Consider the following 13690-nt stretch of genomic DNA (forward strand, 5'->3'; position numbering starts at 1 on the left):
GCACGCTATAGCGTTACCACCGTCTATGTCGATACCCTTCGCTTCCGAGGTTGGAATTGAAGGAAAATGTCAACGCGCCGCCGTCCCGCCACCGGCGCGGTACGCCGTCGTGGCCGAGCCTTGGTGCCGTCTGCCATGCTCGGGACCGTGACGACCGGCCGCCCGCCGAAGCTCCGTACCCGCCGCGCGCCGAGCCGCGCCGTACTCGTGCTCGGCGCGGTCGCCGCCCTGCTCGCCCTCGCCGTGGTGGTCGTGCCGCTGCTGCGGCCACCGGGTCCGCGCCCGCTCTTCCAGCTTCCCGTCGCCTGCGGCGAGACCTGGCAGCTTGGCACCTACCCCGGCCACGACGACTACGACGTCGACCTCTTCCCGGCCAAGGGGGAGGCGTGGGGCCGACCGGTGCTCGCGTCCTACGCCGGCACGGTCACCGTGGCCGGGATCAACGGCTCACTCGGCGACCGCACCCCCGAGCGGCCGGACGGCCCCCGGGGTCGCGGCGGCGGCTACTGGGTGAAGATCGACCACGGCGGCAAGTGGGAGACGCAGTACCTGCACCTGCTGGAACCGCCCCTGGTCCGGGTCGGTCAGCGGGTCGTCCAGGGCGAGCAGATCGGGCGGGTCGGCAGTACCGGCAACTCCGGCGCGCCGCACCTGCACTACGAGCAGCGCCGGGGCTGGCAGAAGGTGGAGACCTGGTTCGACGGCTCGCCCTCCGGCATCACCCGGGACGACACCGAGTACACGGTCACCCGGACGAGCAACAACTGCGCGGCGGAGGACCCGGACCGCAAGGCCGGTGCCGCCCGGGGCAGGGGCGAAGGTCCCGGTCCCGCCTGACGCCCTCCGGCCGCCGGACCGCGACGAGCCGTACGTGTCTCGGCGGGTGGCAGCGCCGAGAGGTGCGGGTGCCGCCGTCGGCGGCACCCGGACCCGGCGGCTCAGCTACCGCAGATGCCGTACGCCGTGAGTTTCCAGGAACCGGCGAAGCCGTCGGCGTCCTCGTTGGCCCAGCTCCGCACGGTGACGCCGGCGGTCACGTTGACGCCGGTCAGGAGCACCTGACCGTTGCCGGCGTTGATGTCCGCACCGGCGCTGTAGAGCGCCTTGCCGGCCGGGCAGGTCACGATCCGGGTGTCCTGCGGGTCACTCGCGCTGGAGCCCGTCGCCGTGATCCGCTCCAGGCCGGCCGGCCCGGTGGCGCAGACCGCGAACGACGTGGCGCTCCACCCGGTCGGCGCGGTGCCCTGCACCGCGACCGCCCGGACGGTGACCGACTTCAGGTCGGACGACGGCACCACCTGGTCGAGCACCACGTCGCCGAATCCACCGTTGATGCGCCCGCCCACGCCGATGACGCGCTTCGTCCCGCAACTGGCCGTGACGAACTCCGCCCCGACCGCGCCGGTCGCCGCGACCACCTGATAGCCCGCCGGCGCGGGGACGCACTGGGCGAGCGCGGTCATTCCCCAGTCACCGGTGTAGTTGACCGGGCCGGTCTCGCGCATCGCGGCGACGAAACCGCTGCCGTTCGCCCACGGCTCCAGCCGCTCCAGCCCGACCCGGCCCGCCGCGGCGGACTGGGTCAGGAAGCCGCCGCCCCCGGTGACCACCTTGCCGGCCGGACACGAGGCGGCCACTGTCTTGTCCAGGCTGCTTCCGGCCTCCGTCCCGAACACCGTCTCCAACCCGGCCGGCGCGGCCGAGGCCGGTGCGGCGATGCCGATCGTGGCCACTGCCGCCGTGGTGCCGATGGTGGTGAACAGCCGGCGTCTCGTGGTTGCTCGCATGGTCGGTCTCCCCTCCCGGTCGACGGCCGACGCCAGAGCCGGCCCGTCGACGCCGGCCCCTTGCCGGCGTATGGGAAGAGCCTGCGGGCGGCGGCTAGCCGCCCACTATCCGTCGGCTTGGCGTCAGCGGTTCCGGCCGTTCCTTCCTACAGTGGTGTCGTTCGATCACAGACGGTGAGGCAGGCCCATGCGGTGGTCCCTTCTCGGTCCGGTGCAGATCACCGCCGACGGGCGGGTGCTCGCCGTCGACCGGCCCCAGCAACGCGCGGTGCTCGCGCTGCTGCTGCTCAACGCCGACCGGCTGGTCTCCGCCGCGCACCTCGCGGCAGCGCTCTGGGCCGACGAGCCGCCGGCCAGCGCCCGGACGCAGGTGCAGGTGTGCGTCTCCCGCATCCGGGCCGTCCTGCGGGCGGAGGGCGGCGGCGACCTGCTGGTCAGCCAGGCCGGCGGCTACCGGCTCCGGGTACCGGGCAGCGAGCTGGACCTCACCGAGTTCGTCGCGGCGGTCGAGCAGGCCCGGGTCGAGGAGACGGCGGGACGACCGGCGGAGGCGGCGCGGCTGCTGCGGCGGGGCCTGGCGCTGTGGCGGGGGCCGGCGCTGGCCGGAGCGGTGGGCGCCTTCGTCGAGACCGCCGCCGCCGGGTTGGAGGAACAGCGCCTCGTCGCCTACGAGCGCCTCGCCGCGGTGGAACTCACCCTCGGCAGGTGCGCCGCGGTGGCTGACCTCCTGCGCCCCCTGGTGGAGGACCATCCGCTGCGCGAACCACTGGTGGCCAACCGGCTGCTCGCGCTGGCCGGCTGCGGCCAGCAGGCCGCCGCGCTGCGGCTCTACGCCGAGACCCGGCAACGCCTGGTGGACGAGCTGGGCGTCGAGCCCGGTGCCGAGCTGGCCGAGGCGCACCTGCGGGTCCTGCGGGGGCAGCTGCCGCCGGTCGTACCGCCGGACGAGGACGCGGACCCGGAGCCGGACCGCCCGGCGGCGGCGGAACGACCGGCGCCGCCGGCCGCCGGAGCGCGACCCGCGCAGCTCCCCGCGGACCTGGCGGTGTTCACCGGCCGGTCGGCGGTGCTACGCGAACTCGACGACCTGCTGCCCGGCGGCGACGGCACCGGGCGCGCCGTGATCATCTCCGCCATCGCCGGTACCGCCGGGGTGGGCAAGACCAGCCTGGCGGTGCACTGGGCGCACCGGATCGCGCACCGCTATCCGGACGGTCAGCTCTACGTCAACCTGCGGGGCTTCGACCTCGACGGCCGCGCGGTACCGCCGGGCGAGGCGCTGCGCGGCTTCCTGGAGGCGCTGCAGGTGCCGCCCCAGCGGGTCCCGGCCGACGTCGCGGCGCAGGCCGCGCTCTTCCGGACGCTGCTCGCCGGGCGGCGGGTCCTGGTGGTGCTCGACAACGCCCGCGACGGCGAGCAGGTGCGGCCCCTGCTGCCGGGATCGCCGGGGAGCCTGGTGGTGGTCACCAGTCGCGACCGGCTCACCGGCCTGGTCGTCAGCGAGGGGGCGTACCCCGTGACGCTGGACCTGCTCTCCGCGCAGGAGTCCCGGGAAGTGCTCGCGGCCCGGCTCGGCGCCGCGCGGGCCGGGGCCGAACCGGCGGCGGTGGACGACCTCGTCCGCCGCTGCGCGGGCCTGCCGCTGGCGTTGGCGATCGTGGCCGCGCGCGCCGCCGGTCGTCCGGACCTCCCGCTGGCCGGCCTGGCCGCCGAGCTGCGCGACACCCACGCCGACCCGCTCACCGCATTGGAGACCGGCGACGCCGCGACCGACGTCCGGGCGGTCTTCTCCTGGTCGTACCGGAGGCTGGACGTCGACGCCGCCCGGCTGTTCCGGCTGCTGGGCCTGCATCCCGGCCCCGACGTCACCCGGCCCGCGCTGGCCAGCCTGACCGGGCTGCCGCCGGCCCGGATCGCCCCACTACTGGCCGAGCTGACCCGGGCCAACCTGCTCACCGAGGGCCGCCCCGGCCGGTACACCATGCACGACCTCCTGCGGGCCTACGCGGCGGAGCTGTGCCGGCAGGTCGACCCGGACGCCGAGCGGCAGGCGGCCCGGCGTCGCCTCTTCGACCACTACCTGCACATGAGCCAGGCCGCGGACCACCTCCTCGACCCGTACCGGTTGGCGCGGCCGGTCACGCCACCCCCGCCCGAGCCGGGGGTGACGGTGAGCGTCCCCGCGGACCACACCGGGGCGATCGACTGGTTCACCGCCGAGCACGACGTCCTGCTGGCCACCGTGGAGCAGGCCGCGGTCACGGGTGCGGACCACCACGCCTGGGCACTGGCCGCGACGCTCACCACCTACCTCGACCGGCGCGGGCACTGGCCCGAGCTGGCCGCCGCGCACCGCAGCGCCCTCGCGGCGGCCCGCCGGCAGCGCCACCTCTCCGGCCAGGCCCACGCCCACCGGGGGCTCGCCATCGCCGCGACCTGGCTGGGTGATCACCGCGCGGCGCATCTGCACTACGGCCAGGACCTGGCGCTCTACCGCGAGCTGGGGGACACCACCGGTCAGGCGCACACCCACCTCGGACTGAGCTGGGTGCTGGCCCGGGAGGGCCGGCACCGCTCGGCGATAGAGGAGACCCGGCGGGCGCTCGAGCTGTACCGGCTGGCCGGCTACCGGGCCGGACAGGCCAAGGCGCAGAACAACCTGGGCTGGCTGCATGCCCGCGTCGGCGAGCACGAGCCCGCTCTGCGCTGCTGCCAGGACGCGCTGCGCCTGCACGACGAGACCGGCGACCGGCACGGTGCCGCGCTGGCGTGGGACAGCCTGGGGTACGTGCACCACGGCCGTGGCGACCATCGGCAGGCGGTGGCGTGCTACCGGCGGGCGCTGGCCCTGCATCGGGAACTCGGCGACCGGTACGACGAGGCGGAGGTGCTGGACAACCTCGGCGACAGCCACCGGGCTGCGGGCGACCTGACCGCCGCCCGCCGGGCCTGGCGGGCGGCGCACGCGATCTTCGACGAGCTACACCATCCCGACGCCGACCGGCCCCGGGCCAAGCTGGCCGCCTCCGCCGCCGCCCGCCCGGCCGGTCGCGATGCGGCAGCCGCGCCGGGCGGCCTGCCGTGCGCCGAGGTATCGCGGGAGCCGCAGCCGTACGACACCCCGGCACTGCAGGCCACCACCGGACCGTGAGCCGACCGCGCCGGACGGGTCCACCGGCCGACGGGGACCATGCGGTGAGGCTTGCGCGCCCTGCAGCCCCCGCGGGCGGCGCGCGGAGGTCACCGGTCGGGCGCGGGAGCCCGCCGGCATAGCCGGCGGTGCTCGGCGGTGACCACGCCGAGCAGGAAGAGATCGACGGCGAGCGCGGAGAGCGCCCCGAACTGGTTGACGGTGAAGCTGAAGATCTGCCCGAAGAGCAGGTCGACCAGGAGCGCGAGCTTGAACAGCCGGAAGGCCCGCACCCGGTCGCGCGGCAGCAGCCACGCCCCGCGGATGCTGAGCACCGCGGTGATCAGCGCGGCGATCGAGACCCCGAGCACCGCACCCCACTCCCGCTGGTCGTGCCACTGCCCGGTGACCGTGTCGAGCAGGAAGCTCGACACCACGACGAACGGCTCGCCGATCAGGTAGAGGACCACCAGCGACACGACCCACCGGTGGGTGGTCACCCAGACCATGGCCCGGCGGGCCCGGCTCAGCCACGGCTGCCAGAACCGGGGGCCGGGCGCCTCGCGCCGAGGCACCACGTTGAGCAGCCGGGCCACCCCTTCCTCGACGTCGGGGCCGCACCCGCGGACCAGCCGGGCCGCCGCCGCCCGGCGGTCGTCGGTGAGGCCGGAGCGGAGCCCACCGACCACCGCGTACAGCGCGTTCGCCGTCCGCTCCGGGCCGGAGAGCCGGATCCGGCCCCGGATCGCCTGGCTGATCACGACGAGCAGGGCGAAGGCGCCGTAGATGATGCCGGCCGCCGGGGCGTAGAAGTAGTCCGTTCCGGCGGTGACGAACTTGCCCACCTCGTCGATGAAGAGCCCGAACCCGATGCCGCCCAGGACCGCGCCGAGGATCCGCGCCGCGCTGCCCAGGTAGACCAGCGCGACCCCCAGACCGGCGGTCATCAGCACGCCACCCCAGAGCACGTGCGCGATGTGCAGCCCGCCCCCGCCGAGCCGGGGATAGCCGGCCGCCTGCAGGAAGGCCCGGGTGACCAGCACGGTCACCACCCCGGAGAGCACGAACGCCTGCAGGTACGACGGTGCCTCCAGTACCCGGAGCGGCATCGACCAGCGGGACGGACGGGCGGGCATGCCCCGACGCTAGTGGCGCCGGCCGTCACCCCGGGTCGGTTCCGCCCAAGTCGCGCCGGCCCGCGGCGCCCTCACCGGCGCCGGGGTCGCCAGGCGTTGACGGTGGCGGGCAGGCCCCGCCGGATGATGCCGGCCCAGTCGGTGTCGCCGCGCAGCAGCGCCGCGGCGGTGTTGCGGGCCTGCTCCAGCGTGAAGTGCGGGGGCAGCATGAGTTCGGCGGGGTCGACGAGCGCGTTGATCACCACGGGCCGGTCGGCGTTCAGGGCCCGCTCCCAGACGCCGGGGATCTGGTCCGGGGCGTCGACGAGTTCGCCGCGCAGGCCGAGCACCTCCGCCCACCGGTGGTAGCCGATGTCCGGCAGCTCCTGGCTGTCGGGGAACATCGGCGTGCCCTCGGTGGTGCGCTGTTCCCAGCTGACGAAGGCGAGGTCCCGGTTGTTCAGCACCAGCACCACGAACCGGGGATCGGACCAGCTGCGCCAGTACTTGGCCACGGTGATGAGTTCGTTGACGCCGTTCATCTGCATGGCGCCGTCGCCGATGAGGGCCACCAGCGGGCGGTCCGGGTGGGCGAACTTGGCCGCCAGCGCGTACGGCATCGCGCCGCCCATGGACAGCAGGGTGCCGGAGAGGCTGGCCAGCATGCCCGGGCGGACCCGGATGTGCCGGGCGTACCAGGCGGTGGTCGTGCCGCAGTCCACCGCGATCATCACGTCGCCGGGCAGCCGGTCGTCGAGGGTGGCGAAGAGGAGCTGCGGGTTGACCGGGTCGGCCGGCTGCTCGGCGAGGTCCCGCTGCGCCTGTCGCCACGCCCGGTTCTCCGCGGCGATCGTCTCCCGCCAGCCGGTCGGCGCGGGACCGGGCCCCAGCTCGCGCAGCAGCGCGCGGAGGGTGGCGGACGCGTCGCCGGTCAGGTTCACCTCGGTCGGGTACCGCAGCCCCAGCAGGGTGCCGTCCCGGTCGATCTGCACCGCGCGGGCCTGCCCGGGTGGCGGGTAGAACTCCGAGTACGGCATGTTGCTGCCCACGATCAGCAGCCGGTCGCAACCCTGCATGAGCTGCCAGCTCGGGCGGGTGCCGAGCAGCCCGATCGCCCCGGTCACCCAGGGCTCCCGGTGGTCGACCGCCGCGAAGCCGAGCAGCGCGGTGGAGACGCCCGCGCCCAGCCGGTCGGCGACCTCGCGTACCTCGTCCTCGGCGCCGAGCGCGCCCTGCCCGACGAGCATGGCCACCCGCTCGCCGCCGCGCAGGACGTCGGCCGCCCGGCGCAGCTCCGCCTCCGGCGGCACCGTCGGGCCGGTGCTCGCCACGCTGCTGGTGTGGTAGTACCCGTGGGCGTACGGCGGCTCGGGCACCGCCGGCTCGTCCTGCACGTCCAGTGGCAGCACCAGGGCGGTGACGGTACGCCGGGCCAGGGCCGTCCGGCAGGCGCGGTCGACCAGGTGGCGGACCTGCGCGGGATGGTCCAGTTGGGCCAGGAACGCCGCCGCCACGTCCTTGTACAGGGCCAGCAGGTCGACCTCCTGGTAGTACCCGCCCCCCTCGGCGGTCAGCGCGGTGTGGCCGACCAGGGCCACCACCGGCTGGTGGTCCAGCTTGGCGTCGTACAGGCCGTTCAACGCGTGGATCGCCCCCGGCCCGCTGGTGACCAGCACGCAGCCCAGCGGCCCACCGCCGTACTTGACGTGCGCCGATGCCGCGAAGCCCGCGGTCTCCTCGTGCCGGACCTGGACGAACTGCGCCCGCTCACGGGTGCGTTGCAGGGCGGAGGTCATCCCGTTGATGCCGTCGCCCGGATAGCCGAAGTAGCGGCGGACGCCCCAGCACGCCAACCGCTGCACGAGGTGATCCGCCACCCTGGCGTCCCTGGGCAGCGGCCAGGGCTCCGCGGGCACCGCGCCGCCGCCGTCAACGCTCACCTGACTCGCTCCCATCGGCTCGGTCCACGGCACCGGCGTCCGCCACCCGGGGCGTTTCCGCGCGGCAGCAGCGGGGCCGCCGCACGTTTCGAGTATGGGACACCCTTTGTGGCGAGACGGGGTACTTGCGGATGGTTCGGCGGAACGGGCCGCGCCGGGTGCGGGCCCGGTGGTGGCACCGGCGGATACGGTGGCAGGCGTGACCGAGGCGGCGCCGTGCAGCTGACGTGGTACGGGCACAGCACCGTGTGGATCGAGGACTCCGGCACCCGGCTGCTGACCGACCCGTTGCTGCGTGACCGGCTCGCCCACCTGCGCCGGCGCCGGGGCCCCACCCCGCGGCTGCCGGGCGCCCCGGACGCCGTACTCGTGTCGCACCTGCACGCCGACCACCTGGACTTCGGGTCGCTGCGCCGGCTGCCCGCGCAGACCGCGCTGGTGGTGCCGGCCGGCGCCGCGCGGCTGGTCCGGCGGGCGCTCGGCGCGGCCGCCGCCGGCCGCTGCACGGAGCTCGCGGTCGGTGACCGCACCACGATCGGGCGGGTCACGGTTGCCGCCGTCCCCGCCGCCCACCACGGCGGCCGTGGCCCCTGGTCCGGTCACCGGGCACCCGCCCTCGGCTACCTCGTCGAGGGGCAGGCGCGGGCCTGGTTCGCGGGGGACACCGGCCTTTTCGACGAGATGACCGGGCTGGGGCCGCTCGATGTGGCGCTCGTCCCGGTCGGCGGGTGGGGACCCACGCTCGGCGCCGGCCACCTCGACCCGGCGGGCGCCGCCGAGGCGGTCCGCCGCGCGGCGGCGGCGTGGGCCGTACCGATCCACTTCGGCACGTTCTGGCCGCTCGGCTGCGACCTGATCCGGCCGGACCGGTTCTTCCGGCCCGGAGACGACTTCGCCCGCCACGCCGAGGCGGTCGCGCCGGGCACCCGGGTGCGGGTGCTGCGACCGGGCGAGTCGCTCACGGTGCGCCGGCCGTGACGGCGACGCTCGGCGCGCTGGGCTCGCTGGTCCTGGTGGTGCTCGTCGGGTCCGTGGTTCCGGTGGTGCCGACCGGCGCGGCGGTCAGTGGCGCCGCCGCGCTCGCCGCCCACCAGCACCCGGTGACCGTGGTGCTCGTCGTGGTCGCCGGCGCCCTCGGCGCGTACGCGGGCGACCTGGCGACCTACCGCCTGCTCGGCTGGGGTGGCGAGCGGCTGGCCCGGCGCCTGCACCGGCTGCGCGGACGGCAGCGGGTCGGCCGGATGACGGCCCGCCTGCGCGCGGGACTCGTCCCGACGCTCCTGGTGTCCCGGCTCATCCCGGGCGGCCGGATCCCGGTGCTGCTCGCGGCGGCCGTGGGCGGGCTGGCCTGGCGGCGCTTCGCCGTCGCCGACGCGCCGGCCAGCCTGCTCTGGGCGGTGCTCTACGCCGCGATCGGCGTGCTCGGGGGAGCGATCTTCCCCGAGCCGTGGCAGGGCGTCGTCGCCGCGATCCTGCTCGTCGTGCTGGTCACCCAGGCGCTGAGCTGGGTGAGCCGTCGCCGGGCCCTGCCGGGCGAGCCGCCCGTGGTGCCGTAGCCGGCACCGCCCGGGCCGCTCCCGCCGCGTCTCCGGACGAGCGGCCCGCGTCGTGGTCCCGCTCGCCGTCGGCCCGGTCGTCGGCGAGGTCGTCGGGCCGGCGCAGCCCGAGCCCGCGCAGCCAGTCCAGCAACTGCCGGTGTACGGCTTCCGGGCCGACCAGCTCGCCCTGCTGCGGCCAGTCGGCGGGGTGGATGAGCAGCGCGTCGGTCTGCCAGCCGCCGAGCCCGCCGTGGCAGCCGATCAGCTCCTCGAAGGCCGCCACCTCCTCCAGGCCCGGGTCCACCGTGCTGATCACCACGAGGTCGCCCACGTGGTCCATCGCCTGGTGACGCAGCAGGTCCCGGCGCGCCCGCGGGCCGTACGGCGCCAGCGGATCGTCGCCGTCGACCTGTCCGTCGCGCAGGTTGTGGCAGCCGCGGGCCCCGATCGCCAGCGGCCCGGCGGCGGAGTCGACGACCACCAGCCCGATGCCGGGGTGCGCGGCCAGGCCCTCGATCAGTCCCGGTACGGCGGCGTCCAGACGCTCGCGGGTCAGCCGCCCCGGATGGCGGGGCAGGTAGATCATCGCCAGGTTGCCCGACGCCACCACCACGGTCTCCGGATCGGTACGCGTCGCCGCCTCCTCCCGGTCGGCCGGCCCCAGGGTGACCTCGCCGCCGTCGGTGTGCGACCGCACGGCCACCCGGGTCGCCGCCCCGGTCGCCCCGCCCCGGCCGGCCACCTCGGTGAGCAGCGTGTTCACCCGTCCCCACTCCTCGACCGGGCCGGCCGCCTCGGCGGTCGTCGCGGCCCGTACCGGGACGGGCCCCGCCGGCCCGCCCTCCGCAGCGGCCGGGCGCACCGTCGGCGCGGCGAGCCGGGCGACCACCTGTGCCAGCGACTCGCCGTACCGCTGCCGGAACGTGGCCCCCTGGCTCTGCCCGTGGTCGCTCAGCACCACGATGTGATAGCGCCGGGCCGCCTCGGCCGCCAGCCGCTGCAGGATGCCGAGCGTCTGGTCGAGCGCCTCGAGGACCGCCAGCGCCTGGGGCCGGGCCGGCCCGGCGTGGTGGGCCACCTCGTCGTAGTCGACGAAGTCGCAGAAGATCACCGGTGCCCCGCCGGCCATCTGCTCGGCGATCAGCGCCACGTTGAGGTCACTGAGCAGGCTCCCCATCGGACGCAGCGCCAGATAGGAACCGCTGCGGCGCCCCCTGGGCCGGACGCCGCGCAGCCGTTGCCGCCGCGCCTCGTACAGCTCGCGCACCACCTGCCCGGCGCCGCGCACGATGGCCCGGGCGAAGCCGTACGGGCTGGCCATGAACGCCGCGTACCCGCGGGTGGACCGCCCGGGCAGCCCGGCGCGGCTCACCGTGAGCAGGCTGGTCGGGGCGTCGCCGGAGAAGGCGGTGCTGATGCTGACGCCGCCGTCGCGCAGCAGCCCCTGACCGGTGGAGAGGCGCCGCTCAATCTCGGCGGCGTCGCGGGGCCGGCTGGTCACCATGAGACGGCCGGGGGAGGCGCCGTCGCCGCCCGCCGTCGCCTTCTCGTACCAGCGGTAGGCCGGCACCCGCCGGACGTCACCGTGCAGCAGACCGGCGTGCGCCGCCGGGGTGGTGGCCGGGAGGCCGGTGTGCCAGCGGGTCATCCGGTGGCTGCGGGAGCGCAGCCACCCGCCGATCGTGGGCAGGTTGCCGGCTCTGATCGCCCACTGCACCAGCGGCGCGGCCACGCCGTCGAGCTGGATGACGAGCAGTGCGTCGGGCGGCCGTTCGGGTGGCACCGCGTCGCCCCGGTGCCGCCACGCCGCCCGGCGGTGCCGGCGCGGTCCGCGCCGGACCCGGTTCATCACCCACAACATCTCGCTGACGAACGCGTCGTCGGTGCCGGCGTCGGCGAGCCAGTTCAGCAGCGCGGCGAGCGCCACGGCGAGCCAGGCGGCGGCGAAGGCGTCGGCGAACCCGCCGACGTGCGCGCCCGGGTCCACGCGCAACGCGACGTACATGACGACGGCCTGCACGCACACGCCGATGGCCAGCGCGCCGAGCCCGCCGAGCGCGGTGGAGAGGGCGAAGAGCAACGGACGCAGCACCGCACCGATGCCGGCGATCAGCCCGACCAGCCACAGCATCGCGACCAGCCCGTTGGCGGTGACCCCGGGCAGCAGCCACAGCGTCGTGCTGAGCACCACGAACGAGGTCACCATGCTGCGCAGCAGCGCCCGCAGCCGGGCCAGCGTGGGCCGGTAGTCGCGCAGCACCCGCAGGCCGATGCGGAACGGCTCGGACAGCGTCGGCCGCGACTCGGCGTCACCGTCCGGCTCCATCCCCATCACGATGCCACACCTGATCTGTCAGGAATCGGCGCGAGCGGGACGAGTCGACGCGGGGCCGGACCGACCTGGCGGGTGTCCTGGCCGGGCGATGGGTACGACGCCGGCGCCCCCGGCTCGGTGAACCGCTACCCGAGCGTGCCGCCGAAGGCCGCGAACGCCTGGGGGCCGATCGGCAGGTCGGCCGCCGACCAGGTGGTGTGGCCGGTGGTGGTGACCCCGCCGGGCGTGTCCGGGGTCGCCGGCGTACTGCGCAGGACGATCACCCGGCCCGCCCGTTGCAGGTCCGCGATCGTGGCGCTCCCGCAGCCCACGACGAGGGCGGCCGCTCCGTCGGGCTGGCGCACCGCGTGCAGGACCTCGCCGAGGTAGTGGAACGGCGTGCCGGTGTTCGCCGGCATGCCGGGCGTGGTCCAGTCCAGCCGGCGCAGCCCGGTGGTGGTCAGCCCCTGCGTGCTGCCGCGCAGGATCGTGACGGCACCCGCGCCGTCGACGCCACCGACGTCCTCCTGCGGGCTCGCGACGGCGATGTCGCCCCACCCGTCGTTGTCGAAGTCGGCGAAGGCGAGTTCCGTACCGAAGTAGGCCGACGGGTCGTCGCTGCCGGGGATGCCGGCGCTCCGCTGGGTCCAGTACTGGACACCGTCGACGGTCAGCCCACCGGACGAGCCACGGAGCACGGTGATCGAGGAGCCGCGGTTGGGCGTGCCGGAGCTGAAGCCCTCGCTGTCGGTGGCCACCACCAGGTCCGCGTATCCGTCCCGGGTGATGTCGCCGGCGGCGAGCGCGGCACCGAAGTTGTCGCCGTACTCGGCGACGTCCGGCACGCCCGGAGTGTCCTGGTAGAACAGCTTCGCCCCGGCGATGTCGAGGCCGTCGGCCGCGCCGGGCAGGACGACCACCGAACCGGCGAAGGACGCGGTGCTGAAGTGGTCCCGGCCGAAGCCGACCGCGAGGTCGTCGCGGCCGTCGTTGTCGAAGTCCGCCGAGGCGAGCACGCTACCGAAACCGTCGGTCTCCGGGGTGACCGGCAGGCCCCGGGCGTTGCCGGGCAGATAGCTGGCAGCGGCGGGGCTGAGCCCGTCGGGCGTACCGCGGAACAGCGCGACGCCGCCGACCCAGGGGCTGCCGGCGCGGGGCGCCCCGGCCACCAGGTCGTCGGTGCCGTCGCCGTCGAAGTCGCCGACGGTGAAGGCCGAGCCGAACAGGTTCTCGCCGGCGACGCCCTCGCCGGGGACGTCGGCGGCCGGCGCCACGTCCGCCAGCCGGATCATCCGGGCCTCGGCGGTCGTGAGCCCCGACCGGCCGCCGTAGAGGATGCGGAACCGGTCGTGCACACTGCCGATCGCGAGGTCGGCGAAGCCGTCGTGGTCGAAGTCGCCGGACGCCAGCGCGCGACCGAAGTCGTTGATCTCGCGGTGCGGGTCGGGTGAGCCGTCGTCGTTCGGCATGCCCGGCGTCGTGTGGTCGAAGGACTGGCTGCCGGCGTTGGTGAAACCACCTCTGACGTCACCGAGGAGCACGTGGACGGCGCCGGACTGCCGGCCGTCCACCACCTGTCGCAGCTCGCTCACGGCCAGATCCGGCCGGCCGTCGCCGTTGAAGTCGCTCCGTACCTCGTTGAGCCCGGTCACCGGCCGGAAATGCTGGGCGCCAGGGGGCTTGGGCAGCGGCTTCACCGGCCTGGTCACCTGCGGGGTCCCCGTCGTCGCGCCCGGCGCCGTGACGGCCCGGGCGGTGCTGCGCGCGGCCGTCGCGGCCGTGGTCGCGTCCGTCGTCGCAGGTCCAACCGCCGGGCCCGGCCGGGCGGGCCGGCCGCCGTCCACGGCCGCCGTGCCCAGGTACGAC

9 protein-coding genes are annotated in these 13690 nt (G+C 75.6%); 4 read left to right on the forward strand and 5 right to left on the reverse strand.

Going from position 1 to position 13690, the window contains the following annotated elements:
* Positions 1–147 precede the first annotated feature (147 nt).
* Positions 148–837, forward strand: a complete 690-nt coding sequence (locus ACSNN7_RS00360; protein WP_436678454.1) for a M23 family metallopeptidase — start codon at positions 148–150, stop codon at positions 835–837.
* Positions 838–938: 101 nt separating this feature from the next.
* Here ACSNN7_RS00360 and ACSNN7_RS00365 read toward each other — a convergent pair whose 3' ends face one another.
* Entirely contained in the window at positions 939–1787 is an 849-nt protein-coding gene (locus ACSNN7_RS00365) for a hypothetical protein (protein ID WP_436678455.1), read from the reverse strand.
* A gap of 187 nt (positions 1788–1974) precedes the next feature.
* Here ACSNN7_RS00365 and ACSNN7_RS00370 point away from each other — a divergent pair, with 187 nt between their 5' ends.
* Positions 1975–4938: an AfsR/SARP family transcriptional regulator gene (locus ACSNN7_RS00370; RefSeq protein WP_436678456.1), complete on the forward strand. Its 2964-nt coding sequence runs from the start codon at positions 1975–1977 to the stop codon at positions 4936–4938.
* An 89-nt stretch (positions 4939–5027) separates the two neighbouring features.
* Here ACSNN7_RS00370 and ACSNN7_RS00375 read toward each other — a convergent pair whose 3' ends face one another.
* Positions 5028–6026 carry a hypothetical protein gene (locus tag ACSNN7_RS00375; RefSeq protein ID WP_436678506.1) on the reverse strand — a complete coding sequence of 333 codons (999 nt, stop codon included), beginning with the start codon at positions 6024–6026 and terminating at the stop codon, positions 5028–5030.
* A 98-nt stretch (positions 6027–6124) separates the two neighbouring features.
* A complete protein-coding gene (locus tag ACSNN7_RS00380; RefSeq protein WP_436678457.1) occupies positions 6125–7972 on the reverse strand; it encodes a thiamine pyrophosphate-requiring protein in 1848 nt (615 codons plus the stop codon).
* A 216-nt stretch (positions 7973–8188) separates the two neighbouring features.
* Here ACSNN7_RS00380 and ACSNN7_RS00385 point away from each other — a divergent pair, with 216 nt between their 5' ends.
* Positions 8189–8950: an MBL fold metallo-hydrolase gene (locus ACSNN7_RS00385; RefSeq protein ID WP_436678458.1), complete on the forward strand. Its 762-nt coding sequence runs from the start codon at positions 8189–8191 to the stop codon at positions 8948–8950.
* Positions 8947–9528: a DedA family protein gene (locus ACSNN7_RS00390; RefSeq protein WP_436678459.1), complete on the forward strand. Its 582-nt coding sequence runs from the start codon at positions 8947–8949 to the stop codon at positions 9526–9528. The genes ACSNN7_RS00385 and ACSNN7_RS00390 overlap by 4 nt, the downstream gene beginning before the upstream one ends.
* Here ACSNN7_RS00390 and ACSNN7_RS00395 read toward each other — a convergent pair.
* Entirely contained in the window at positions 9461–11836 is a 2376-nt protein-coding gene (locus ACSNN7_RS00395) for an alkaline phosphatase family protein (protein WP_436678460.1), read from the reverse strand. The genes ACSNN7_RS00390 and ACSNN7_RS00395 overlap by 68 nt on opposite strands.
* Positions 11837–11970: 134 nt before the next feature.
* Positions 11971–13533, reverse strand: a complete 1563-nt coding sequence (locus tag ACSNN7_RS00400) for an FG-GAP and VCBS repeat-containing protein (protein WP_436678461.1) — start codon at positions 13531–13533, stop codon at positions 11971–11973.
* Between the last annotated feature and the right edge of the window lie 157 nt (positions 13534–13690).

This window comes from Micromonospora sp. URMC 105, assembly GCF_051386295.1.
Classification (GTDB): domain Bacteria; phylum Actinomycetota; class Actinomycetes; order Mycobacteriales; family Micromonosporaceae; genus Micromonospora.